Source organism: Synechococcus sp. MW101C3 (genome assembly GCF_002252635.1).
Classification (GTDB): Bacteria; Cyanobacteriota; Cyanobacteriia; order PCC-6307; family Cyanobiaceae; genus MW101C3.
This window is the reverse complement of the sequence record NZ_NQKX01000005.1, coordinates 180,033-204,739: the sequence shown is the minus strand read 5'-3', so window position 1 is coordinate 204,739 and position 24,707 is coordinate 180,033. Positions and strand designations below refer to the sequence as shown.

At 67.5% G+C, this 24,707-nt stretch carries 22 protein-coding genes; 15 read left to right on the top strand and 7 right to left on the bottom strand.

Translation table 11 applies throughout. From position 1 onward, the window contains the following. Positions 1-520: 520 nt before the first annotated feature. Together argJ and CJZ80_RS07895 are read left to right on the top strand one after the other, a co-directional pair. Positions 521-1,759, top strand: a complete 1,239-nt coding sequence (argJ, locus tag CJZ80_RS07900; RefSeq protein ID WP_198948269.1) for a bifunctional glutamate N-acetyltransferase/amino-acid acetyltransferase ArgJ — start codon at positions 521-523, stop codon at positions 1,757-1,759. A gap of 78 nt (positions 1,760-1,837) precedes the next feature. Continuing rightward, positions 1,838-4,669, top strand: coding sequence for a cyclic nucleotide-binding domain-containing protein (locus tag CJZ80_RS07895; RefSeq protein ID WP_094512095.1), 2,832 nt, complete (start codon positions 1,838-1,840; stop codon positions 4,667-4,669). A gap of 37 nt (positions 4,670-4,706) precedes the next feature. Here CJZ80_RS07895 and gltS read toward each other — a convergent pair whose 3' ends face one another. The 5 genes from gltS to CJZ80_RS07870 all read right to left on the bottom strand — a co-directional run bounded on the left by gltS (position 4,707) and on the right by CJZ80_RS07870 (position 9,414). Then, a complete protein-coding gene (gene gltS, locus CJZ80_RS07890; RefSeq protein ID WP_094512090.1) occupies positions 4,707-5,897 on the bottom strand; it encodes a sodium/glutamate symporter in 1,191 nt (396 codons plus the stop codon). A gap of 45 nt (positions 5,898-5,942) precedes the next feature. Next, on the bottom strand, positions 5,943-6,410 hold the full coding sequence (locus CJZ80_RS07885; RefSeq protein WP_369803007.1) for a hypothetical protein: 468 nt from the start codon (positions 6,408-6,410) through the stop codon (positions 5,943-5,945). Positions 6,411-6,658: 248 nt separating this feature from the next. Continuing rightward, a complete protein-coding gene (locus CJZ80_RS07880) occupies positions 6,659-7,663 on the bottom strand; it encodes an AI-2E family transporter (RefSeq protein WP_094512086.1) in 1,005 nt (334 codons plus the stop codon). Continuing rightward, entirely contained in the window at positions 7,660-8,646 is a 987-nt protein-coding gene (glsA, locus tag CJZ80_RS07875; RefSeq protein ID WP_094512084.1) for a glutaminase A, read from the bottom strand. Before glsA ends, CJZ80_RS07880 begins: the two co-directional genes overlap by 4 nt. 39 nt (positions 8,647-8,685) lie before the next feature. Then, positions 8,686-9,414 carry a 20S proteasome subunit A/B gene (locus tag CJZ80_RS07870; RefSeq protein WP_233132908.1) on the bottom strand — a complete coding sequence of 243 codons (729 nt, stop codon included), beginning with the start codon at positions 9,412-9,414 and terminating at the stop codon, positions 8,686-8,688. Positions 9,415-9,642: 228 nt separating this feature from the next. Between CJZ80_RS07870 and CJZ80_RS07865 the strand changes: the two genes are divergently transcribed. The 3 genes from CJZ80_RS07865 to CJZ80_RS07855 are packed head-to-tail and all read left to right on the top strand — an operon-like array spanning position 9,643 to position 12,230. After that, complete coding sequence (locus CJZ80_RS07865; RefSeq protein WP_094512077.1) at positions 9,643-10,176, top strand: hypothetical protein; 534 nt, start codon at positions 9,643-9,645, stop codon at positions 10,174-10,176. A 33-nt stretch (positions 10,177-10,209) separates the two neighbouring features. Next, positions 10,210-10,551, top strand: a complete 342-nt coding sequence (locus CJZ80_RS07860; protein WP_094512073.1) for a hypothetical protein — start codon at positions 10,210-10,212, stop codon at positions 10,549-10,551. Continuing rightward, positions 10,551-12,230 carry an AarF/ABC1/UbiB kinase family protein gene (locus CJZ80_RS07855; protein WP_094512069.1) on the top strand — a complete coding sequence of 560 codons (1,680 nt, stop codon included), beginning with the start codon at positions 10,551-10,553 and terminating at the stop codon, positions 12,228-12,230. The genes CJZ80_RS07860 and CJZ80_RS07855 overlap by 1 nt, the downstream gene beginning before the upstream one ends. A gap of 499 nt (positions 12,231-12,729) precedes the next feature. On the opposite strand, the gene eno is transcribed toward CJZ80_RS07855, so the two are convergent. Continuing rightward, positions 12,730-14,025 (bottom strand): phosphopyruvate hydratase, encoded by a 1,296-nt coding sequence (eno, locus tag CJZ80_RS07850; protein WP_094512066.1) that lies wholly within the window; start codon positions 14,023-14,025, stop codon positions 12,730-12,732. Positions 14,026-14,172: 147 nt separating this feature from the next. Here eno and gloA point away from each other — a divergent pair, with 147 nt between their 5' ends. The 8 genes from gloA (at position 14,173) to rplL (ending at position 21,484) form a co-directional block, all read left to right on the top strand. Then, complete coding sequence (gene gloA, locus CJZ80_RS07845; protein ID WP_094512063.1) at positions 14,173-14,583, top strand: lactoylglutathione lyase; 411 nt, start codon at positions 14,173-14,175, stop codon at positions 14,581-14,583. Beyond that, a complete protein-coding gene (locus CJZ80_RS07840) occupies positions 14,570-17,605 on the top strand; it encodes an ATP-dependent Clp protease ATP-binding subunit (RefSeq protein WP_094512060.1) in 3,036 nt (1,011 codons plus the stop codon). Before gloA ends, CJZ80_RS07840 begins: the two co-directional genes overlap by 14 nt. 47 nt (positions 17,606-17,652) lie before the next feature. Then, positions 17,653-17,901, top strand: a complete 249-nt coding sequence (gene secE, locus CJZ80_RS07835) for a preprotein translocase subunit SecE (RefSeq protein ID WP_198948268.1) — start codon at positions 17,653-17,655, stop codon at positions 17,899-17,901. A 135-nt stretch (positions 17,902-18,036) separates the two neighbouring features. Further along, on the top strand, positions 18,037-18,663 hold the full coding sequence (gene nusG, locus CJZ80_RS07830) for a transcription termination/antitermination protein NusG (RefSeq protein WP_369803010.1): 627 nt from the start codon (positions 18,037-18,039) through the stop codon (positions 18,661-18,663). A gap of 185 nt (positions 18,664-18,848) precedes the next feature. Further along, positions 18,849-19,274: a 50S ribosomal protein L11 gene (gene rplK, locus CJZ80_RS07825; RefSeq protein WP_094512052.1), complete on the top strand. Its 426-nt coding sequence runs from the start codon at positions 18,849-18,851 to the stop codon at positions 19,272-19,274. A gap of 147 nt (positions 19,275-19,421) precedes the next feature. Beyond that, complete coding sequence (rplA, locus tag CJZ80_RS07820) at positions 19,422-20,129, top strand: 50S ribosomal protein L1 (protein ID WP_094512049.1); 708 nt, start codon at positions 19,422-19,424, stop codon at positions 20,127-20,129. Between the two features lie 376 nt (positions 20,130-20,505). Continuing rightward, the gene (gene rplJ, locus CJZ80_RS07815) at positions 20,506-21,033 is read left to right on the top strand and encodes a 50S ribosomal protein L10 (RefSeq protein ID WP_094512046.1); all 528 of its coding nucleotides are present in this window, start codon (positions 20,506-20,508) and stop codon (positions 21,031-21,033) included. 67 nt (positions 21,034-21,100) lie between these two features. Further along, a complete protein-coding gene (gene rplL, locus CJZ80_RS07810) occupies positions 21,101-21,484 on the top strand; it encodes a 50S ribosomal protein L7/L12 (RefSeq protein ID WP_094512042.1) in 384 nt (127 codons plus the stop codon). Between the two features lie 467 nt (positions 21,485-21,951). Here rplL and CJZ80_RS07805 read toward each other — a convergent pair whose 3' ends face one another. Next, entirely contained in the window at positions 21,952-22,650 is a 699-nt protein-coding gene (locus tag CJZ80_RS07805) for a DUF3747 domain-containing protein (RefSeq protein WP_094512039.1), read from the bottom strand. A 62-nt stretch (positions 22,651-22,712) separates the two neighbouring features. Here CJZ80_RS07805 and CJZ80_RS07800 point away from each other — a divergent pair, with 62 nt between their 5' ends. Together CJZ80_RS07800 and CJZ80_RS07795 are read left to right on the top strand one after the other, a co-directional pair. After that, positions 22,713-23,498, top strand: coding sequence for a ribonuclease H (locus CJZ80_RS07800; RefSeq protein WP_094512036.1), 786 nt, complete (start codon positions 22,713-22,715; stop codon positions 23,496-23,498). An 11-nt stretch (positions 23,499-23,509) separates the two neighbouring features. Next, positions 23,510-24,688 (top strand): quinone-dependent dihydroorotate dehydrogenase, encoded by a 1,179-nt coding sequence (locus CJZ80_RS07795; RefSeq protein WP_233132907.1) that lies wholly within the window; start codon positions 23,510-23,512, stop codon positions 24,686-24,688. The last annotated feature ends 19 nt before the right edge of the window (positions 24,689-24,707 follow it).

The window sequence follows — 24,707 nt, the reverse complement described above, 5'->3', positions numbered from 1 at the left end:
TGAAGAGTTGAACGGTGAACCCACCGGCATCCTGTTGGCGGATAGCCATCGTTCCAGCGAGGCTGTAAACCAGCCAGCCCATCCTTACGCATTCGTGCCATCAGATTCATTGACTGTTTCGATCGTGAAGTGCGCAGTGATGAGCTCAGTATTGAACTGCTCGATCGGACAATCCTTGATCGACGGCATTTTCTCTCCGGAAAGCACCCGGCACATCGCGCTTGAGTGCAGTTTCGACAGAATCACTCTAAAGCCAGTCACAATCAGATGTCAACAGTGTTCGGTTTCGTTCAATCGCCACCTGAAAACAATCTCAGATCACCGGCTTTTGTGTCGAAATAAATGAATATGGCTGCGGAACAAGCTAGCGCCAAAGACCACTCAAGTTCATGCCAGTTCATGCCGGCCAGGATGTGGCTGCATGCTTTTCATCATGTGCTCAAGTGGTTTGCCCAGGCCCCGCGCCCCCGGCTGGCCGCCTGCCGCCCCCGAAGATGGCAACAGCTCCAACAGGCGCCCCATGACCCGCATCCCCGCCCCCTGGCAGCCCGTGCCCGGCGGTCTCACCGCCCCCAGCGGTTTCCTGGCGGCCGGCAGCACGGCCGGGCTGAAGGCCTCCGGCAAGCCCGATCTCTCCCTGTTGCTGGCACCGGCAGGGGCGGTGTGCGCCGGCAGCTTCACCACCAACCGGGTGCGCGCCGCCTGCGTGGATCTCTGTGAGCAGCGGCTGGCGGCCAGCGGCGGCCGGGCCCGCGCCGTGCTCACCAATTCAGGCCAGGCCAACGCCTGCACCGGCGCGCGCGGCCTGGCCGACAGCCTCACCGCCACCTCCGCCCTCGCCGCCCAGCTGGAGCTGGCGCCGGAGCAGGTGCTGATCTGCTCCACCGGGGTGATCGGCGTGCCGATCCCGATGGACCCATTGATCGCGGGCCTCGATCCGCTGGTGGCGGCCCTCAGCCCCGAGGGCGGCGGCGCCGCCGCCACGGCGATCCTCACCACCGATCTGGTCGACAAGCAGATCGCCCTGGAGGCCAACCTGGGCGGGCGGCGCGTGCGCCTCGGCGGCATGGCCAAAGGCTCGGGGATGATCCACCCCGCCATGGCCACCATGCTGGGCTATCTCAGCTGCGATGCCGGCGTGCCGGCTGAGCTGTGGCGGGGCATGGTGCAGCGGGCGGTCGACCGCTCCTTCAACGCGATCACGGTGGACGGCGACACCAGCACCAACGACACGTACCTGGCCTTTGCCGCCGGTGAACCCCTGAGCCCCGAGCACTACGAGGCGCTGGAGGCCGGCCTCACGGCGGTGTCGCAGCACCTGGCCCGGGCGATCGCCCGCGACGGCGAAGGCGCCAGCTGCCTGATCGAGGTGCAGGTGGAAGGGGCCGCCACCGAGGCCGGCGCCCGCGCCATCGCCCGCACCATCTGCGGCTCCTCGCTGGTGAAGTGCGCCATCCACGGCCGCGATCCGAACTGGGGCCGCATCGTGGCGGCGGCGGGCCGCGCCGACGTGCCCTTCGATCCCGAGGCCGTGGCGCTCTGGCTGGGGGTGTACCAACTGATGGCCGCCGGCCAGCCCCTGCCCTTCGATCGCCCGGCCGCCTCCCGCTACATGGCCGATCGCGCCGCCGGCGCCTATCTCGATGACGACACCGTGGCCATCCGGCTGGTGGTGGGCGACGGCCCCGGCCACGGCCTGGCCTGGGGCTGCGACCTTTCGGATCAATACGTGCGCATCAACGCCGACTACACCACCTGAATCCCCTGGTACCAGCGGCTTGCGTGGGTCTTTGCTCGCGTTTGATCGCTAGGGTCAGCGCACCGATTTCAGGGGCCGATGGCGATTCAGCTGCGTGAATCCCGGATGCATGTCATCCGCTGGATTCTCACCACCGGCTGGCTGTTGATCATCGCCTCGCTGTTCTTCGACCCCTGGAGTCCCGCGCTCACCGAGCCGGGCCACCCCTGGAGTCCATTGCGCCTGAGCGAGGCCTGCGTGCCTGTGCAGGACCGCTGCCTGGGCGAGCAGCCTTATCCGCTCGGCACCACCCTCTTCTGGGGGGCGGTGGTGCCCTCGGGAATCTTCATCCTGCTGGTGTTCGGCCATGAGCTGTGGCGCCGCATCTGCCCGCTCTCCTTCCTCTCCCAGATCCCTCGCGCCCTGGGCCTGCAGCGCCAGATCGCCAAGCTCAATCCCCGCACCGGCGAGCGGCGCCCCCAGCTGGCCAAGGTGCCCGCCGATTCCTGGCTGGCCCGCCACTACTCGAGCGTGCAGTTCGGCTGGCTGTTCGCGGGCCTCTGCGGCCGCATCCTTTTCTTCAATGCGGATCGCCTGGTGCTGGCCGCCTGGCTGCTGGGCACGATCGCAGTGGCGATGCTGGTGGGTTGGCTGTACGGCGGCAAGGCCTGGTGCCAGTACTTCTGCCCGATGGCGCCGGTGCAGAGCGTGTTCTCCGCCCCCTCCGGGCTGCTGGGCAGCAAGGCGCACCTGAGCGAGCAGCCGATCACCCAGTCGATGTGCCGCACCACGCTGCCCGATGGCAGCGAGCAGAGCGCCTGTGTGGCCTGCCAGCAACCCTGCATCGACATCGACGCCGAGCGTATGTACTGGGCGCGGATCACCACACCGGCCTTCGCCTTCGAGCGTTATGGCTATGTGGGGCTGGTGCTGGGCTACTTCCTCTATTACTACCTGTACGCCGGCAACTGGGAGTACTACTTCTCCGGGATCTGGGTCCGCCAGAGCGACCAGCTCGCCACCCTGCTCAGCCCCGGGCTGTTCCTGTTCGGCCAGGCCATCCCCATCCCCCGCCTGGTGGCGGTGCCCCTGGTGCTGGGGCTGTTCACCTGGCTGGGGGTGGTGGTGGGGCGCTGGATCGAAGCCGGTGCGCGCTCCCGCGAACGGCGCCTTGCCGCCCGCAGCGGTGCCATGCCGCTGCCGCCGGAGCAGCTCCGCCACCGCATCTTTGTGGTGGCCACCTTCCTGGTGTTCAACTTCTTTTTTCTGTTTGCGGGTCGGCCGCTGCTGCGGCTGCTGCCGCCCTGGGTGCAATACCTCTTCGACGGCGCCCTGGTGGCCTTCAGCACGCTGTGGGTGTACAAGGCCTGGCGCCGCAACCCCGAGATCTACAGCCGCGAGAACCTGGCCAGCCGCTTCCGCAAGCAACTGGAGCGCCTCCAGCTCGATGTGGGCCGCTTCCTCGATGGCCGCACCCTCGGCGACCTCAACGCCCACGAGGTGTATGTGCTGGCCAAGGTGCTGCCGGGCTTCAGCAGCGAGAAACGCCACGAGGCCTACAAGGGCGTGGTGCGTGAGGCGCTTGAGGAGGGCTACGTGAGTGTGGCCACCAGCCTGGAGGTGCTGCAGCAGATGCGCCGCGAGCTCGGCATCTCCGATGAGGAGCACGAGCAGCTGCTCGAAGAGCTGGGGGTGGAGGATCCCACCCTGCTCGATCCCGCCAACCGCCGCAGCCTGGAGGATCAGGTGCGGCTCAGCGGCTACCGCAAGTCGCTCGATCGACTGATGCGGCTGCAGAGCCGTGCGCAGGAGCAGGGCGACACCAAGGCGATCCGCTCGCTGCGTCGCCGCTACGGCATCACCGCCGCGGAGGAGGAGGAGATTCTCGGCGGGCTGTCGCCGCAGGCCAGCGCCGCCCAGAAGGCTGAGGTGCTGCTGCAGCGCCTGCCGGAACTGATTGAGGCCTTCCGCGCCCTGCAGCAGCCGTCGCTGCCGGAGGCGCCGGTGGTGCGCGCCCTGCTCAGCGGGCACATCCGCCACCGGGAGCAGCTGAGCCTGCGGGCGATCCTGTGGGCCCTGGCCACCCTGCAGCAGGATCCTGCCGTGCCCGCCCTGGTGGCGGATCTGCAGAAGCTCTCGCCATTGGTGCTGCTGGAGCTGCTGGAGCAGGAGCCGTGGCAGGAGCGCCTGCCGGCGGAGGTGCTGGCGGCACTCACCCAGCCGGGCACAGGCGCCAGCTGCTCGCTGGTGGTTCCCCTGCCGGTCACCCTGCACCACCTCGACACCCTGCTGCAGGACCGCAACCCGCTGATCCAGGCGTCCGCCCTGTTCCTGATCGCCCGGCTGGACGGCCAGAAGGGCCAGGCCCAGGCAGCGGCGCTGCGCGGTGGCGCGTCCGCCCCGCTGCTGGCAAGCACGGCCGAGCGCCTGCTGGCCCAGGGCGATACGCCGCCCAGTCTCGAGGCCTGCCCTGAGCTCGAAAAGCGGGTGGTGCTCGCCACCTGCGAGGCGTTCCGCGGCCTCCACCTCGACACCATCAACGCCCTGGCGGAGGTCTCTGAGCTGCGCCGTTACAGCGCCGGCGCCCTGATCACCGAAACCGGCGACACCTGCCGCGAACTGCTGTTGCTGATCGAAGGCGAAGCCCTGGTGCACTACCGCGATGGCGACCCCAGCGCTGATGGCCAAGGCACCCGGCAGGAGCGCTTCCGGCCGGGCCAGATGCTCGATGAGCTCGAGGTGCTCACCCACAGCGCCACGGAGAACACGATCACGGCGGCGCAGGAGGGCACGCGCCTGCTGGCGGTGCCGGTGGATGGCTTCGATGCTCTGCTCGATCGCGATCAGGACTTCGCCAAGCGCGTGCTCGAACTCGAAACGCGTCAGCTGCAGCGCTTCATGGGCACCCTGCCTGCTGCGGTGGCCGGCTGAGCGCCGTCACCCCCCTGCGAGCACTGTGCCCGCTGGATCAGCCGAACACATTCAGGAAGCGCTGGATGATCACCGCATTGCTGATGTCCACAAAGAAGCCCGATACCAGCGGCACCACGATGAACGCCCGCCGTGCCGCCCCATACTTCTGCGCCACCGCCGACATGTTCGCCATCGCCGTGGGTGTGGCCCCAAGTGAAATGCCGCCGAAACCGGCGCAGATCACGGCCGCTTCGTAATCGCGGCCCATCACACGGAACACCACGAACAGCGCGAACAGGAACGACACCACGAACTGGGCGGTGAGGATGGCGATGATCGGGCCCGCCAGCGAGGCGATGGTCCACAGCTGCAGGCTCATCAGCGACATTGTCAGGAAGATGCCCAGGGCGATGTCGGACACGATGGCCAGGGATCGTGCCGGCGCCAGCTCGCGCACCTTCACCAACCGCGGCACGGTGTTGGTCAGAAAGATCGCCGCGAACAGGCAGCACACGAACAGGGGCAGATTGCTGCCCACGGCCTGCAATCCCTCGAAGAGCAGTTCACCCAGGCCCAGGCTCATGTTGAGCCAGAAGAGGGTCCGCAGCAGCGTGAAGTAGGTGACCCGTTCGAGCGCGTTGCTCTCGGCGGCGGCGTCTTCCACCACGCAGGGAGTGGGCTGGAGCTTGTTGCGCTGGATCAGCAGCCGGGCGATCGGCCCGCCCATCAGCGAGGCGAGCACCAGGCCGAAGGTGGCGCAGGCCACGCCGATTTCCAACGCATTGCTGATGCCGTGCGTTTCCGCGAAGCGGGGAGCCCAGGCGATGGCGGTGCCGTGGCCACCCAGCAGCGACACCGAACCGCCCAGCACCCCCACCAGTGGATTCAGGCCCAGCACTGTGGCTACGCCGATGCCGGTGAGGTTCTGCAGCAGCATGAACACCACCGTGGTGGCGATCAGGATCAGCAGGGGTCGTCCGCCGGAGAGCAGGGTGCGGATGTCAGCGTTGAGGCCGATCGCCGCAAAGAAATAGAGCAGCAGAAAATCACGGGTGAGCAGGTTGAAACCGATCTCCAGCCCGGAAATCGCATGAACCACCGCCAGCAGCACACACACCAGCAGGCCACTGGTCACAGGCTCGGGAATGTTGAATTCCCTCAGAAAGGCCACCTTCCGGTTCAACCAGCGGCCGACCGCCAGCACCACGATGGCGATGTTGAACGTGGCGAAGCTCTCGAATTGCATGGCGGGTGGGGATCAGGGCAGGAGTGGCTCAGGCCGGCCGTCGCCTCAGTCGCATCCCTGCACGGAGATCCGGTAACTGAAACCCACGGCTGCGGGCCTGGTGCTGGAGCCCACCCGGAAGTTCATCAGGTTGGTGCGCTTGCCCGGCACCGCCTGAAACGGGCCGAACTTCCGGCCGGTACCCGGTTCAAAGGTGGGGGTTTCATTCACCACCTGCAGGCTGGTGCCATCGGTGAAGCGCATGAAGGCGGCCACTGGGAAGGTGGCCCGTTCGGTCGAGGCCGACGTGAAGAAGAACTGATAGCTACGGAAGGGCCGGTCCACGATGAAATCGGTGTTCCAGTTGGTGCGGCCCAGCAGCCGGTCGGGGCCGATCCGCTTGGACACCACCGGCTCGCCGCTGCCGCCGAGCGGCATCAGAAAGCGGCAGCGGGCCTCGGCGCTGGTGGTGCTGGCGGCGGCCACCATCAAGGCGGTGAGCAGGATCGGTGGGATCAGGCGCATCGAAACCATGGGAGAGCTCGCATCCAGGCAGCAGCATGGCAGTCCGCTGGAGATGCTCAGATCCCGGCACCTGAAGCGAGGAACCCGTGAACCGAGGGGAACCAGGAGCGAGGGCCACCTGCACAGGGGAGCGCCTAGATCGTGGTGCTCGTTGCTCGTGACAGAGCCTGCGGCAAGACTCTTCAGCGAAGAGGCTCAGTGCAGACGTTCAGCGCGGAGCTTCAGTGCAGAGGCTCCACCCCTACTCGTCTCCGCCCCTACTCATCGCCTGCGGGTGTGAGAGCGATGGCCTCCTGCTGCTGGCGTTCCGTATGGAGCCAGAGGGCAATCATGCCCGCGATCGGGATGGCCAGAAACACCCCCAGCAGACCAGCAACCCGCTGACCGATGAAGAGCGAGAGAAAGAGCAGCACCGGATTGAGCTCCATCGCCCTGCCCATCACCCTGGGGCGCACGATGTTGTCCTGAATCTGGCCGAGCAGCAGCGAAGCGATCAAGGCCCGCAGGCCGATCTCTCCTCCCTGGGAGGCAAAGACCATCACCGAGACCAGCACGATGCCGAGGGTGGCACCGATGCCGGGGATCACATCCAGAACCCCCACGATCACCGCCAGGATCAGGCTGTACTTCACACCCAGCAGGGGAAAAACCACAGCCGTCGAGACGGTCAGAAACACCATCAGAAGCAGCTGACCACGAATGAACCCCAGCACGCTCTGCAGAAAGGTGTGGGCAAAACGATCCCGGTGGGCTTCCGGAATCAGCCGCAGAAACCCTTTCCAGAGCTTCTCCCCATCGATCAACATGTAGAGGCTGATCACCGCACCGAAAATCCCGGTGAACACACCGGAGAACACGGTCTGCAGCAACCCCAGCCCCGTCAGCAATCCCTCCTGCAGCAGGGAGGTGATTCTGTCGAATCCATAGGCTTCGAGGTAGCCTTGCAGAGGCGTGAGATCCTGCTGCTTCATCCTGCTCTGCAGATCCAGCACCAGGCCCTGGCCCTGGTTCAGCACCTGCAGGCCAATGCCGGTGACGAAACCGATCAGGAGGAGCAGGGCGCTGAGAGAAACGATGGCAATCGCCCATCCCCGTGGCAGAGAGCGGCTCAGCCAGGTCACCGGGATGTTGAGCAGCGCCGCCACGATGGCGGCAGCGGTGAACACCGCAATCGTGCCTGAGAAGTAGTCGAAGATCAGCACCGTGACGCCAACGCAGGCCACCAGCAGGAGATACCGCACGAGATTCGTGGTGCTGATCATTGGTGGCTCTCTGCCCTGGAGGCGAACAGGTTCAGGCCCAGGGCTTCCGAGAGAAAACGGGCCGTGAGCTGGCCGCGCACGCTGTTGCCCGCCTCATCGAGCGGTGGCGCGTAGGTGGCCAGGCCACCCTTGCCCGGTGCCACCGTGATCATGCCGCCGGCCACGCCGCTCTTGCCGGGCAGGCCGGTGGCGTAGAGCCAGTCGCCGGAGGTTTCGTACAGCCCGGCGGTGACCATCACCGCCAGCACGTGCTGGCAATGGATGGCATCGATCACCTGCTCCCCTGTGACCGGCTGGCGCCCGCCGTTGGCCAGCGTGGCCGCCATCACGGCCAGGTCGGCACTGGTGACCCGCAGCGAGCATTGACGGGTGTAGAGATCGGTGGCCTCTTCCGGATCCCACCAGAGGCGCTGCTGAGCGCTCAGCAGGCTGGCGATGCCGGTATTGCGTCGGTTGGTAGCCAGCTCGGAGCTGTACACCTCTTCATCCACCTCCAGGGGCCGGCCGGCGAAGCGGGAGAAGCCGGCCTCGATGAAGGCCCACTTCTCCTCGGGCGTGGTGCCTGGCGCCAGGCTGGTGGCGGCGATGGCGCCGGCATTCACCATCGGATTGGAGAGCCCTTCGCTGCTCCGCTCCACCGCCAGCACCGAATTGAAGGGCAGGCCGGTGCTGTTCACCCCCAGTTTTTCGCGGGCTTCGTCTTCACCGATCGCCTGGCAGATGAGCGCGAACTGAAACGGCTTCGAGATGCTCTGGATGCTGAAGGAGGCGCGGGAATCGCCCGCTTCGATCAGCTGCCCGCCGCAGCCGGCCACGCAGATGCCGAACTGCTCGGCATCTGCGGCGGCCAGGGCGGGGATGTAATCGGCCACCTTGCCCTCTCGCACCGGCGCAAAGCGCTGATGCGCCTCCAGCACCAGTGCCTCCACCACCTCGGCGGAGGGCAGGTGGCCGGTGGAGATCCACTCGGAAACGGTGTGCATGGGTGAACGGCTGGTGGTGGGGCGTTGGCGACCGGCGCGTCAGGCCGCGTCCTGGTTCTGCTCCCAGACGAAGCTGGGCAGCCGGTGCAGGGCTTCCCGCTGGGCGCTGCTCCAGGTGTCGATCATGGCGGCCAGTTCCGGCGCCTCCGCCTCGAAGGTGACGCGATGGGCCACCGAGTGCTTGTTGCGGGGCACGATCGCCAGCTCAAACGGCGGCCCAACGGTGAGGTTGGAGCGGTGGGTGAGTACTTCCGAGATCAGGCAGAGCCGGGCGGCATCCTCCAGCGACAGATTGGTGGAGCCCACATTGTCGAGCGGCGGCTTGCCGTACTTCGATTCACCGATCTGGAGATAGGGGGTCTGCGGCGTGGCCATCACCGCATTCCCCTGGGGGTACACCATGAACAGGCCGTGGGGTTCGGTGCCGATCTGCCCGCCCAGGATGAAGGTGGCCTCGGCACTGGTGCCTGCCTGCTGCAGAGCGGCCCGGTGCTTCTCCTGCACCGCCACGCTCACCGCGCCGATGTAGTTGGCCGCTTCGAACAGGTAGTGGCAGGAACGCAGGTCCTCACCAGTGCTGGCTTGGCTAGCGATCTCCTGGTCAAGGTCGCGCTGGATGTGGTTCACCACCGCCTGAGTGGTGGCGAGATTGCCGGCGGCCAGCAGCACGAACAGCCGATCGGAGGCCGGCTGAAACACATATATCTTGCTATAGCTGGAAATATAATCAACTCCGGCATTCGTGCGGGAATCAGAAGCAAAAACCAACCCTTTTTCCAGCCAGTAACCGATGCAATAGGTCACCTTGAATGGTCTGCAAGAGCAGCAAAACCCTAGCGTCGAGGGAGATGTGAGCCACAGGACATCGCCAAGATTCCGCAGCTGTGCTCAGCGATCCGCCCAGCCCACGGTCTGGCACCCAAACGGTCACCTGCCGGCCAGCCGTGGCGGCTCCGCACAGGCACGGGCAGGATGGGGGCCTTCCAACCGTGACCAATGACCCAGGCCGGTGCGCGTCGCAGGTCAAAGCGTCCCGCCAGGGGCGCCGACGCCGATTCCGCCGGCCGCTCCGGCGCACGAACCCCCGGCGCCCGCCCGCCGGCCCAGCCCCCAATTCCCGGCTGGACGCTGGCGCTGGTGGCGGGAGTTGCCTTCGGGCTCGGCTACGGCCTCACCGGGCGCCTGCTCGATCTCCGTCCCGATGGCACGGCCCGCCTCGGTGAGGGTTTTGAGGTGAGGCCCACTCCTGGCACCAGCCTGGAGAGCCTGCGCATGCGCTTCGGTACCCCCAGCGAGGGGGTCGAAGACCTGGGCCTGCTGGAGCAGGAGCAGCGCCGCCGCGAGGAACAGGAGAAGCGCGAGGCTGCGGCCCGGGCCACCCCGGCGCCCGCCGACCCGAAGGCCAGCACCCGCGAGGAGCCGGTGCCGGAAGCGCCGCTGTTGCCGGCCGAGCCGCCACCTCCTTCCGATTCGGTGATCACGCCCACTGAGCCGCCGGCGGCGGCTGATCCCAACGGCACAACGCCCTGATCTGCCACAGTTTCGCCAACCAACGGCCCCCGCATGAGCGCGCCCCAATCCATCGTTCAGGCCGCCATCAACAGGTTGGGTGCCCGGCTTGGCAGCAGCCTGGTGGAAACCGCCGCAGCCCTGGCGGTGCTTGCCCAGGAGGCGCCCGAGCGGCTGCGCCAGGAATGGAGCCTCTTCCTGGAAGAGGTGGAGGCGGAGGCGGAGCGGCTGGAAACCGATCCGGCGGCTGGGTCGGCGTCGGCATCAGGCGCTGCTTCCGGCGCCATGGACGCGCAGTCGGTGGCCACTGCCGCCTGGGGCACGCCTCAGGAGCAGATCGATGCCCTGCGGGCCCAGGTGGCGCGCCTGTCGCGCCGCCTTGAGGACCGGCCCTGATGGGGCGCCTGCTGCAAGGGTGGCGGGGCCTGTCCCGTTCGTTGCGCATCTGGCGCGGCGTGCTGTTGCTGTTGGCCGGGCTGTGGCTGGATGGCCGGGCCTGGTCGTACCGGGGTAAGGGGCCGCCGAGCACGGAGCATCGTGCTGTGCGTCAGCGCCAGCGTGCCCGCTGGCTCACCAACGAGCTGCTCAGCCTGGGATCGGCCTTCATCAAGTTGGGCCAGCTGCTCTCGGCTCGCCCCGATGTGCTGCCCGCCGGCTGGGTGGAGGAGTTGGCGCACCTGCAAGACCGGGTGCCCGCTTTCCCCTTCGCCACCGTGCAGCGGCTGCTGGAGGAGGAACTGGGCGAGCGCTGCAACGAGATCATCGATCTGGCGGAGCTGCCGCTCGGCTCCGCCAGCCTGGCCCAGGTGCACCGCGCCAGCCTGCGCAGCGGTCGCCAGGTGGTGTTCAAGATCCAGCGGCCGGGGTTGGAGCGGCTGTTCCGGCTCGATCTGGAGGTGATGCAGCAGGTGGCGGCGGTGCTGCAGCGCCATCCCCGCTGGGGCCAGGGCCGTGACTGGGTTTCGATCGCTCAGGAATGCCGGCGCGTGTTACTGCGGGAACTCGACTTTCGCCTCGAAGCTGAACATGCCGCCCGCTTCCGCCAGCAGTTTCTGGATGATCCCGGCATCCGTATTCCGGCGGTGATCTGGGAACTGAGCACCCGCCGGGTGCTCTGCCTCGATTATCTCCCCGGCATCAAGATCAACGACCGCCCTGCCTTGGTTGAGGCGGGCATCGATCCTGCGGCGGTGGCGGAAAAGGGGGCGGCCAGTTATCTCCAGCAGCTGGTGCGTTTCGGCTTTTTCCACGCCGATCCCCATCCCGGCAACCTGGCGGTGGCCAGCGATGGCGCCCTCATCTATTACGACTTCGGCATGATGGGCCAGCTCTCCTCGCGCCTGCGCGGGCGGCTGGGCCGCATGGTGCGGGCCGCTGCCGCCCGCGACGCCGGCGCCCTCGTGGAAGAGATGCAGGGGGCGGGCGTCATCGCCGCCGGCATCGACGCCGGCCCGGTGCGGCGCCTGGTGCGGGTGATGCTCACCGAGGCGCTGACGCCGCCTTTCTCCGCCAATGTGCTGGAGAAGCTCTCCGGCGACCTCTACGACCTGGTGTATGGCCAGCCATTCCGCCTGCCGGCGGAGCTGATCTTCGTGATGCGCGCCCTCTCCACCTTCGAGGGGGTCGGCCGCAGCCTCGACCCCACCTTTAGCCTGGTGGCCATTGCCCGCCCTTACCTCCTCCCCCTGATGACCTCCGGCGGCACTGGACCCAACGATTTCCTCGGCGAACTGGGCCGCCAGGCCGGCGAGCTCAGCAGCCGCGCGCTGGGTCTGCCCCGCCGCCTGGAAGACAGCCTTTCACGTCTTGAGCAGGGAGATCTCCAGGTGCAGATGCGTGCCGGCGAAACCGACCGCATCCTGCGCCGCCTCGCCACCGCCCAGCAGGCGGCAGGTCAGTCGTTCTTGCTCGGAGGCCTGGCGGTGTCTGCGGCCTTGCTGGCCGCCAGCGCCAGGCCGGCCCTTGTGGCGGTGCCGTTGGTGGCGGCGTTGCCGGTCACGCTCAGCTGGCTGAAGTTGCAGGGCCGCCTGCGTCGCGATGGACGCCTGGAAAAACTTCCCGGCGCAGGCGGGTAGATGAACGGCGCAGCCGGTGATGCAGGTATCGGTGAAGATGCTTCAATCGGCACCCTGCTTTCTTGATCGTTCGGAAGGATTTGGGGCTCAGCGACAGAGCCGCTGCTCCTCTGTTCGAAGAGTTGATCTACGTTCCAATTGAGGTTGAGCCTGTTTGCCGCACGTGGTGTTTGCCGCACTTGGTGGATAGGTTCATCTTTGGAGAAGGCCGGTTTCAAGTGAGTAACCATGAGTCGGAAGGCTGTGTGTAGTCAGGCTCTTGCTTCCAGTCATGATGTTGTCAATTGCGCCTGGTGCATGGCTCGTTGACACTCAATATGAACATCGCGTTTACGTCTTGTGTCTTAGGCAAGGCATTGCAATCTCGATGTGTGGACCCTGTTGTTCCAGCCGTTCTGCCGAATCCGGTCAAGCGGAAGTCGTGACACAGCCAGGGCGAGGCCGAACATCCGGCTTGATCGTCCAGACGATTCAGACGCCGCTCCCTCTCTGTTCGCGCTCAGCCCCGGCCGCGCGGGCCGCGGTCTTCAGCGCCGGCGTAGATCGCCTGGCTGCCCAGTTCGTCTTCGATGCGCAGCAGGCGGTTGTATTTCGCCACGCGCTCGCTGCGGCTGAGTGAACCGGTCTTGATCTGGCCGGCACGGGTGGCCACCGCCAGGTCGGCGATGGTGGTGTCTTCGGTTTCGCCGCTGCGGTGGCTGATCACGCTGGTGTAACCCGCCCGACCCGCCAGGTCGATCGCCTGCAGGGTTTCGGTGAGCGAACCGATCTGGTTCACCTTGATCAGGATCGAATTGGCGATGCCCTGCTCAATGCCCCGCTGCAGGCGGGTGGTGTTGGTCACGAACAGGTCGTCGCCCACCAGCTGCACGCGCCCGCCCAGCCGTTGGGTGAGCAGGGCCCAGCCCTCCCAGTCGTCTTCGGCGAGGCCATCCTCGATCGACACGATCGGATAGCGGCTCACCAGCTTTTCGAGCTGATCCACCATCTCGGTGGCGCTGTAGCTGCCGCCGCCGAAGGCATAGAGCCCGTTCTTGTAGAACTCCGTGCTGGCCACATCCAGGGCCAGGGAAATCTGCTCACCCGGCTTGTAGCCGGCCTTCTCGATCGCCTGCACCAGCAGGGCGCCGGCGGCGTCGTTGCTTTCCAGATCCGGCGCGAAGCCACCTTCGTCGCCCACCGCCGTGGACAGCCCCTGGGCGCTCAGCAGGCCCTTGAGCGTGTGGAACACCTCAGCGCCCATGCGCAGCGCCTCGCGGAAGCTGGGGGCACCGTGCGGCACCAGCATGAATTCCTGGAAATCCATGTTGTTGGCGGCGTGGGCACCGCCGTTGATCACGTTCATCAGCGGCACCGGCAGCAGCGTGGCCATCGGGCCACCCAGATAGCGGTAAAGCGGCAGGCCCACACCGTTGGCCGCCGCCCGTGCCACCGCCAGGCTCACGGCCAGCACCGCATTGGCCCCCAGGGCCGATTTGTTGTCACTGCCATCGAGTTCGGCCATGGCGCCATCCACCGTGACCTGCTCCAGGGCGCTCAACCCACAGAGCGCCGGTGCGATCTTCTCTTCGATGTTGGTGACGGCCTGCAGCACGCCCTTGCCGAAGTAGCGGCTGCCGCCATCACGCAGTTCATGGGCTTCATGGGCACCGGTGCTGGCCCCGCTGGGCACGATCGCGTGGCCCTCGGCGCCGCCTTCGAGCCGCACCTCCGCTTCCACGGTGGGGGTGCCGCGGGAATCGAGCACCTCACGGGCAACGATGGAGTCGATCACGAGGTCGAGGGTGTCGATCACGATGGCCTCGGGGCAAACGGGTACGCGTGCGGATCTTATGGGGCACCCCCTCCCCCCGCGGCGTGCTGGTTGGCACAGCACTGGCCCCTGGCTAAGTTCACCGCGCGGTGGCACATGGCCAGAATGGGGCGATCCCGCTCCCCGTTGATGCGTCTGCTGCACACCATGCTCAGGGTGGGCGATCTGGAGCGCTCCCTCGCCTTCTATACCGAGGTGCTGGGCATGCGACTGCTGCGCCGGCGTGAGTACCCCGCCGGCCGCTTCACCCTGGCCTTCGTGGGCTACGGCGACGAGAGCGACACCACGGCGCTCGAGCTCACCCACAACTGGGACACCAGCAGCTACGAGATCGGCACCGGCTACGGCCACATCGCCATCGGTGTCGAAGACATTTACGGCACCTGCGCCGCCATCGCCGGCAAAGGGGGCCGCGTTGTGCGCGAGCCGGGGCCGATGCAGCACGGCAGCACCGTGATCGCCTTCGTGGAGGACCCTGACGGCTACAAGGTGGAGCTGATCCAGCGGCCCGCTGCTGCGGGGGCCGATGCAGCCGCCTGAGCGTTACCCCGACACCGCTGCCGCACCCGCCGCCTCGCCGCCGGCCAGCCTCACGGCCGACCCCGACCGCTTCAGCGAGGCGGCCTGGGAGCTGCTGCTGGCCGGCCAGGATCAGGCCCGCCGCTGGCGCCATGGCCAGCTGGATGTGGAACACCTGCTGCAGGTGCTCTTCCAGGCCCCGCGCTATGCCCCCTGGATCGATCCGCTGCCGCTGGATGCCGATCGCCTGCTCGATCGCATCGAGGCTTTCTGCGCCGACCAGCCGGGTGCCGCCGGGGAGGAGCTGTTCGTCGGCGACGCCCTCGAGGATCTGCTGGAGGCGGCCGATCGACGCCGTGCCGGCTGGGGCTCCCGCCTGATCGACGTGCCCCATCTTCTGCTGGCCCTGCTGGATGAGCCCCGCATCGGCGGCAGCCTGCTGGCCGCTGAGGGCCTGAGCGAGGAACGCCTGCTGCGCCTGTTGCGGCCTGAGGCTGGCAGTGGAGCCCGCCGCCTGGCCGTCCCATCCGCAGGCGTGGCGGTCGCTGATGCAGCGTCTGCCCGCGCCGCAGCGGCTGAGGCAGAGCGGGAAGACGACGGGGAGGGAGAGGCTGACGACTGGATCGACGCCGCCCCCCCGGTGCCCTTCCCTTACCAGGGCACCAGCCGCACTGGGGCCCAGGCTCCCCCTGCGGCCGCTCGCTCCGCTGCCCCCGCCGCTCCTCCGGCCACGCGCCCCATGGGCTCTGGCTCCGTCCGGGCGATCCCTGCGGCTGTCCCGGCCACCGGCCCCGCCCCCGGTGCAGCTCCCGAGGCCGACGGCGGTTCCGATGGCCTGCGGCTGGAGGTCGAGCCCTCTGCTCTCGAGCAGTACGGCCGCGACCTCACCGCCGCCGCCCGCGCCGGCCTGCTGGATCCGGTGATCGGCCGCGACACCGAAATCCGCCGCCTGATCCAGGTGCTCTCGCGCCGCGGCAAGAACAACCCGGTGCTGATCGGTGAGCCGGGCGTGGGCAAGACCGCCATCGCCGAGCTGCTGGCCCAGCGGATCGTGGCCGGCGAAGTGCCCGATTCGCTCAAGGGGATCCGCCTGATCGGCCTCGATCTCGGTGCCCTGATTGCCGGCGCCAAGTTCCGCGGGCAGTTCGAGGAACGGCTGCGCAGCGTGCTGGCGGAAGTGAGCGACCCCGATGCGGGCGTGGTGCTGTTCATCGACGAGCTGCACACCGTGGTGAGCACCGACCGCTCCAGCGCCGACGCCGGCAGCATCCTCAAACCAGCCCTCGCCCGCGGCGACCTGCGCTGCATCGGCGCCACCACTCCCGAGGACTACCGCCGCACGGTGGAGAAGGATCCGGCCCTCAACCGCCGCTTCCAGCAGGTGGTGATCCGGGAGCCCAACCTGGAAGTGAGCCTGCAGATCCTGCGCGGCCTGAAGGAGCGCTACGAGCTGCACCACGGCGTCACCATCACCGACGGCGCCCTGGTGGCGGCCACCCGTCTCGCCGATCGTTACATCGCCGATCGCTGCCTCCCGGACAAGGCGATCGACCTGATCGACGAGGCCGCCGCTCAGCTGCGCATGGAGGTCACCTCCAAGCCCCAGGTGGTGGAGATGGCCGAGGCTGAGCTGCGCCGCGTGGAGCTGGCCCTGCTGGCGGCCGAAGCCGCCCCGCTGGCCGAACGACTGCAGCGCCAGGAGGAGCGTCGTCTCGCCCTGGCCCGGTTGCAGGAGCTGCAGCACCGCTGGCAGGCGGAGCGGGAGCGGCTGGCCGAGCTGCGCGAGCTGCTCCAGCAGGACGAAGACCTGCGCCACGCCATCGCCGAAGCCGAGCGCGACGGTGATCTGGAGGAGGCGGCCCGTCTGCAGTACGACCAGCTCCACGGCGTGCAGCAGCGGCGCAACGCCCTCGAGGACGAGCTGCAGAGCGCCCAGCAGGGCGGGCTGGCTCTGCTGCGGGAGCAGGTGGAGGAGGGCGACATCGCCGATGTGGTGGCCCGCTGGACCGGCATCCCCATGCAGCGGCTGCTGGCCGGCGAACGCCAGAAGCTGCTGGAGCTGGAGGCACGGCTGGGGGAACGGGTGATCGGCCAGCCCGAGGCCGTCGCAGCCGTGGCGGCGGCGATCCGCCGTGCCCGGGCCGGAATGCAGGATCCGCGTCGGCCGGTGGGCTCCTTCCTGTTCCTCGGCCCCACCGGTGTCGGCAAGACGGAACTGGCCAAGGCGCTGGCGGCAGCGCTCTTCGATGAGGAGGAGGCGCTGGTGCGCCTCGATATGAGTGAGTTCATGGAGCGCAATGCCGTGGCTCGCCTGCTGGGGGCTCCGCCCGGCTATGTGGGCTACGAGGAGGGCGGCCAGCTCACCGAGGCGGTGCGGCGCCGGCCCTACGCCGTGTTGTTGCTGGATGAAGTGGAGAAGGCCCACCCTGAGGTGTTCAACCTGCTGCTGCAGGTGCTCGACGACGGGCGGCTCACCGATTCCCAGGGGCGCACCGTCGACTTCCGCAACACCGTGGTGGTGATGACCAGCAACCTGGCCAGCCGCGCCATCCTTGAGCGGGCCCGTGCCGGTGCCGCCGCTGGTGCCCCTGAGGCCTCGCCGCCGGATGTCCTGGCACTGGATGCCGCCCTCGATGCGGCCGTGGAGCGGGCGCTGGCCTCCCAGTTCCGGCCCGAATTCCTCAACCGCATCGATGAGGTGATCCGCTTCCGCCCGCTGGCCGCCACCGACTTGGAGCGCATCGTGCGCCTGCAGCTGGCCGATCTGGCCACCCTGCTGGCGGAGCAGCGCTTGCAGCTGCAGGTGGAGGACGGGGTGGTGGCCTGCCTGGCGCTCCAGGGCTATGAGCCGGAGTACGGCGCCCGGCCACTGCGGCGCCTGTTGCGGCGCAGCGTGGAGAATCCGCTGGCCACTGAGCTGCTGGCCGACCACTTCAGCGGCGCCTGGGGCGTACGGGTGAGCCTGGCGGATGCGGCCGAGGGCGACCCGGCGGCCCGCTTTCGCTTCACGCCGCTGGCCGGGGCTGGCAGTGACGTCCGGTAGGGTGTCTGTTTGCCGGTTCGTGCGATCGCACCGGTGCGCAGGCCACCGTGGAATCCCCTACCCGCTCCACCACCACCGAAACCTTGCCTGAGGCAGAGCCCACGCCGCCGGCAGGGGCGGCAGCCACGGGCTTTTTCCCCTCGCTGCTGGAAGAGCTGCGCAAGGTGGTCTGGCCCAGCCGCCAGCAACTGTTCAGCGAATCGGTGGCGGTGATCCTGATGGTGGGCCTGTCGGCTGCCTCGATCGCCGCGATCGATCGCCTCTTCGGCTGGCTGTCCTCCCAGATCTTCCGCTGATCCTCCCGCCCCGCATTCCCCACGCCGCCTCGTCGTCCTTTCCTCAACCTCGTGTCAGAAGCCGAACTCGCCCCTGCTGATCTCGCTGCCGTCGATCTCACCGACGCTGACGCCCTGAGCGCTGCGGCGGTCGACCTGGCAGCCGTCGACCCGGTAGCTGTCGATCCGGCAGCCGCCGCTGAAGCCGAGGCCAAGCCGCAGGTGGCCCGCTGGTACGCAGTGCAGGTGGCCTCCAGCTGCGAGAAGAAGGTCAAGGCCACCCTGGAGCAGCGGGCGATCACCCTGGGCGTCAGTAACCGCATCCTCGAGATCGAGATCCCGCAGACGCCTGCCATCAAGCTCAAGAAAGACGGCAGCCGTCAGTCCACCGAGGAGAAGGTGTTCCCCGGTTACGTGCTGGTGCGCATGGTGCTCGACGAAGACACGATGATGGCAGTGCGGAGCACCCCGAACGTGATCAACTTCGTGGGGGCCGAAGAGCGCCGCGCCACCGGCCGTGCCCGTGGCCACATCAAGCCCCGGCCCCTCACCCGGCCCGAGGTGGAGCGCATCTTCAAGCGCGCCGCTGAGAAGAAGCCACTGGTGAAGGTCGACATCACCGAGGGGGATCAGATCCTCGTGACCGCTGGTCCGTTCAAGGATTTCCAGGGCGAGGTGATCGAAGTGTCGGGAGAGCGCAGCAAGCTCAAGGCTCTGCTCTCGATCTTCGGCCGGGAAACCCCGGTGGAGCTCGAGTTCTCCCAGATCAGCAAGCAGAGCTGATCACCAGCGGCCGCCTCCCTGCGGAGGGTGGCCCTGGGTGTGTTCACCGCCTGCGGCGGACACACCACACCGCCGCTCCCCGCGAACGGCGATCCGCACACCTCCCCTCGGGGAGATCCTGTCCAGCCCACCGGGGCGTACGCCCCCATCTCCCGCGAGGGAGTTTCCGTTCCCCAGACCAGCCGATGGCCAAGAAAGTCGTAGCCGTGATCAAGCTGGCCCTCAATGCCGGCAAAGCCAACCCTGCTCCGCCCGTGGGCCCCGCCCTCGGTCAGCACGGCGTCAACATCATGGCGTTCTGCAAGGAGTACAACGCCCGCACCCAGGACAAAGCCGGGTATGTGATCCCGGTGGAGATCTCGGTCTTTGAAGACCGCAGCTTCACCTTCATCACCAAGACCCCGCCGGCGTCGGTGCTGATCTCCAAGGCTGCCGGGATTCCCAAAGGTGCCGCCACTTCCGCCAAGGGAGATGCCGGTGCCATCAGCCGCGCCCAGCTCGAGGAGATCGCCAAGACCAAGCTCCCCGACCTCAACACCAGCAGTGTCGAGGCGGCCATGCGCATCATCGAAGGCACCGCCCGCAACATGGGCGTCGCCGTCCGCGACTGAAGGTCCCCGGCCTGATGTCGCCACTGGCTGAGGCCCCTGCGCCGGATCCAGTTCCCTACTCCTTTCCTTTTCACCCCACCCGGGGGAGACCCAGGGCCCGGGCCTCATGCGCCCGCCGGCTCCGTCGCCCGCACCCCAACTCCCACCATGCCGAACCCTTCCAAGCGTTACACCGCCCTGGCCGAAGCGGTCAAAGACCAGGCCTACGAGCCTCTCGAGGCCATCGAGCTCGTCAAGGCCAACGCCACCGCGAAATTCGACGAAACGATCGAGGCCCACGCCCGCCTCGGCATCGACCCCAAGTACACCGACCAGCAGCTCCGCACCACGGTCGCCCTGCCGAACGGCACGGGTCAGAGCATCCGCATTGCCGTGATCGCCCGTGGTGAGAAGGTCGCCGAAGCCAAGGCTGCCGGCGCCGACCTCGCCGGTGATGAGGATCTGGTCGAGTCGATCGCCGGCGGCCAGATCGACTTCGACCTGCTGATCGCCACCCCGGACATGATGCCCAAGGTGGCCAAGCTGGGCCGTGTGCTCGGTCCGCGCGGCTTGATGCCGAACCCCAAGGCCGGCACCGTTGCCACCGACCTCGCCGCCGCCATCAATGAATTCAAGGCCGGCAAACTGGAATTCCGTGCTGACCGCACCGGCATCGTGCACGTGCGCTTCGGCAAGGCCAGCTTCAGCACCGAGAAGCTGCTGGAGAACCTCAAGGCACTGCAGGAAGTGATCGACCGCCAGAAACCCAGCGGTGCCAAGGGTCGCTACTGGAAGAGCCTCTATCTCACCTCCACCATGGGTCCGTCGGTGCAGGTGGATGTCACCGTGCTGCAGGACATCAAGCGCGACAGCTGAGCTCCGACTGCTGAGCGCCGAGGGCCCGGAAGCGGGCAGGTCGCCGGTGTAGGGTGATCCACTGGCTTGTCCAGAGGGCACGCGCCCAACCCAAGACAGCAGGTGAGCGATCGAGCTTCCGGGAAACCTTCCGGGAGTCTGTTTGTTCATAAGTCCTGCCGAGGTGCTCGCGGAAGGTTTGGCACTCCGGTTTCCGGTGGTGCGAATCGTCAGGCGGCCTCGTCGCGCCCCCGTTTGAAACGGGAGCGGGTCCGTCACTCCAAACGCCCCAGGGGTGCTGGCCTTTGCGGGCCGCCACCTTCAAGGAGCGGCACTTTGAGTGAGGGGCTTCAGGGGCCGCGGGCCCGGCTTGTTCCCACCGATTCGTTCCACTCCTATGGGCCGCAAACTGGAGAGCAAGCAACAGATCGTCGAAGAGCTCAAAGGGCTCCTCGGTGCATCGGAAATGGCACTGGTCCTTGATTTCAAGGGCCTGTCGATCAAGGAGATGTCCGACCTGCGCACCCGCCTGCGGGCCAGCAACGGCATCTGCAAGGTGACCAAAAACACCTTGATGCGCCGAGCGATCGATGGAAACAGTGCCTGGTCGGAACTTGATTCCCTGCTCACCGGCACCAACGCGTTCGTCCTGATCAAGGGCGACGTCGGCACTGCCGTCAAGGCCGTTCAGTCCTTCCAGAAGGACACGAAGAAGTCGGAAGTGAAAGGAGGCCTTTTCGAAGGCAAGCTCCTGTCCCAGAACGACGTCAAGGCCATCGGTGAGCTGCCCTCCAAGGAGGTGCTGCTGGCGCAGATCGCAGGTGCGATCAACGCCGTGGCCACCAAGCTGGCTGTGGGCATCAACGAAGTTCCGTCCGGTCTTGCCCGAGCGCTCAAGCAGCACGCCGATTCCGGCGAAGGCTGACCGCCGACTGCGGCGATTCCTGGAGTCGTCGCTCCCCATTCACCCGATCTGTTGCTGAATCTCAACCATGTCCGCCACCACTGACTCCATCCTCGAGTCGCTCAAAACCCTCTCCCTGCTGGAAGCTTCCGAGCTCGTCAAGCAGATCGAAGAAGCCTTCGGCGTGTCCGCCGCCGCTTCCGCCGGCGCCGTGATGATGGCGGCTCCTGCCGCTGCCGCTGAGGCCGTCGAAGAGCAAACCGAATTCGATGCCGTGCTCGACGGCTTCGACGCTGCTTCCAAGATCAAGGTGCTCAAGGCCGTCCGTGAAGTCACGGGCCTCGGCCTCGGCGAAGCCAAGGCTCTCGTCGAAGCGGCTCCCAAGGCCATCAAGGAAGGCGTCTCCAAAGACGAAGCCGAAGCCATCAAGAAGGCCATCGAAGAAGTGGGCGGCAAGGTCACCGTCAAGTGATCTCCGGGGGTGGCCGTTCGGCTGCCCCACCCCGCTTGTTTCCGGCCTTTTCTCCCTGGCCCGATCGGCCTCAACGGCCCGGCTGGCCTTCGGGCTCCCTCCCGGGGTCCGTCTGCTTACCCATTTCCTCTTGAAGCCAGCCCCCGAGGCTGGCCTTTTTGTGGGCGTGATCTGCTGGTCCCCTCGGCTGGAGCGGCTTGCTTGGCCTGCCGTCCTGAAGCAGCTTGGCCTCCCCAGCCGCCGCGGAACCGTCAAGACAAAAAAAAGCCCCGCCGAAGGCAGGGCTTTAGAGGTGGGACGTTTCAGGGAGTCTGTCCTTGTTTCGACCCTTGAAGGTCGTCCCTCACCCCTCACACCCCCGAACGTTAACGCTGCTGAAAAGGGGGGAGTGGGGGAATGGGTCGCTGGTTCAACTGTCACCGCGGCTGTTGCTGCTCCTTTCGTAGCCGCCCCCATCCCCTCGGTGTTCACTCCTCGAACGGCACCACCTGCAGGGCGATCGGTCCCTCGGTTTCTTCGTAGGAGGGCCTGCTGTCGTCCCTGCGGCCCAGCAGTGGGCGTTGGCGGCCGGCCACGAGCGAGCCCCTTGCCTGAGCGGCCCGTGCCAGCAGGTCCTCCAGCGGCGTGCCGTTGGCGAAATACACGTGGCTGAGGGTCTGGTTGCCGAAGGCGCGGCGGTTGAGCTGCCAGTCGGGCTCCAGGGTGATGGCCACAAAGGCATCCCGATCGCGCAGCGGCACGGTGCCGCGCCCCACGACCAGGGTGGTGGTTTCCGTGGGGCTCATCGCCTGCAGCTGAAGCTCCTGGCCCACCTGCCGCAGCCGCAGGCGGTAGCGGCTGGCCAGATCCTGATCGGCGACCCGCAGCGAGTAGCCGTTGCTGTCGAGATAACGGCTGCAGATGCCGGTGAAATCGAAGCGGTTGAGGGAGGGATCCACCAGGCCATCCGGCCGCTGTTCCCAGCACAGGGGCCGGGGTGCCAGTTGCTCGAGCACCAGCAGCGACCAGTCGGCCGAGCCCACCGGCTTGGCCAGCACCGCAAAGCGGGAGGCATCCACAGGCACGCTGTTGAACACGCCCTGGGCCAGGGCCACGGAACTGTTCACGGCAGGGGCGGCGGCCATCGCCAGACCGAGTCCCGCCAGGGCCAGGTAAGTTCGCTTCATGATCGTGTGCGTCCTGGCCCGAGGGGGATCCAATGTTTACCGAACTTTTCGCCTGACGCCCAGTGGGTGCTGAGCCGGTGCGGGTGGTGGCAGCGGCCTGTGATGGGGCCTGCAGTGGCAACCCGGGCCCAGGGGGCTGGGGGGCACTGCTGCGCTTCGAAGACGGCAGCATGATCGAACTGGGGGGCGCGGATCCGGCCACCACGAACAACCGCATGGAACTGACGGCGGCCCTGGCGGTGCTGGAGCGCCTGCGCGAGCTGCCACGCCACCCGGATCTGCGACTGCGCACCGACAGCCGCTACCTCATCGATGGCCTGCAGCGCTGGATGGCTGGCTGGAAGCGCAAGGGCTGGCGCACCGCCTCGGGCAGCCCGGTGCTCAACAAAGACCTCTGGGAAGCGCTGGATCGGGCCCGGCTGTCGGATGTGCCGCTCGTGCACGTGCGCGGCCACAGCGGAGACCCCGACAACGACCGCTGCGACGTGATCGCCGTGGCCTTTTCCCGCGGCGGCAGACCTGCCCTGGCCGGGAGCGCTGCCGCAGGCGCCGCTCCTCTTGTTGCTTCTGTTTCTCCACCGGCCACCTCTGCACCCGCGTCCGGCGACCCCCTTGCTGCCGGCACCCCTGCTGACGACCCTGCGCCACCGGCACTGACCGCCTTGCTCAGCCGCCTGGAACTGGCGGACCGGTTGGCGGACGGCGGGTTTACCCTCTCGGCAGCCGAGCTGGCCCAGCTGGTGGATCTTCCCCTCGCCCGTTTGGCCGAGCGTCCCGGCGACTGGGTCTGGCGCGATTGGCACGTCCGCTCGCTCGACCAATGTCGCTGGCGCCTGGAGCGTCGTTGATGGAACCCCCCATGGCATCGGCCCCGCCCCTGTCCAGCACCGAAGCGCTCTATCGGCGCTGGGTCGGTCCGTTGCTCGCCCGCGATGACGGGGCCGACGCTGAACAGCTCACCCAGCTCACTCTCACCGCCTTGGGGCTGGCCTCCCGGCGCCGGCACTGGCCACTGGTGTCGGGCAGCCTGGCGGGCCTGGGGGCGGAATTGCAGCGGCCGGATCTCCGCCTCGAGCAGACCCTGTTCGGTTGCCGCTTCGCCAATCCGCTGGGCCTGGCGGCCGGCTTTGACAAGAACGCGGTGGCGGCTGGCATCTGGCACCTGTTCGGCTTCGGTTTCGCCGAGCTCGGCACGATCACCTGGCACGGCCAGCCCGGCAATCCGCGGCCCCGCCTGTTCCGCCTCTCGCAGGAGCGGGCCGCCCTCAACCGGATGGGTTTCAACAACAACGGCGCTGTGGCCGCCAAACGCACCCTGGAAGAGCAGCACCTGCCGCCGGCCGGGCAACGTCCGGCCGTGCTTGGCCTCAACCTGGGCAAATCCAGGATCACCTCGCTCGAGCGCGCCCCCGACGACTACGCCTCCACGCTGGAGCTGCTGGCCCCGCTGGCCGATTACGCGGTGATCAACGTGAGCTCTCCCAACACCCCGGGGCTGCGGGACCTGCAGGACGCCACCCAGCTTCGACGGCTGGTGGAGCGGTTGCGCCGCCTGCCAGGTTGCCCGCCCCTGCTGGTGAAGATCGCTCCTGATCTGGAAGACGACGCCATCGACACGATCGCGCGGTTGGCGTATCAGGAGGGGCTGGCTGGCGTGATCGCCGTGAACACCAGCTTGAACCGTCTGGGCCTGGAGAAGCGCCGCCTCGCGCAGACCGGACGCACCCTGGAGGAGGAGGCCGGTGGCCTGAGTGGCGCCCCGCTGCGTGGCCGTGCGCTGGAGGTGTTGCGCCGGCTGCGGGCCACGGCTGGACCAGCCTTGCCACTGGTGGGGGTGGGTGGCATCGACTCGCCTGAATCCGCCTGGGAGCGCATTACGGCGGGGGCGTCGTTGATTCAGCTGTACACCGGTTGGATCTACGCCGGGCCTGCACTTGTGCCAACCATCCTTGAAGGCCTCCAGCAGCAACTCGACCGCCACGGCTGCCGCCATATCGGCGAAGCGGTGGGCAGCGGTTTGCCTTACCTGAGCGCCTAGCGAGCGATTCGGTGCATCG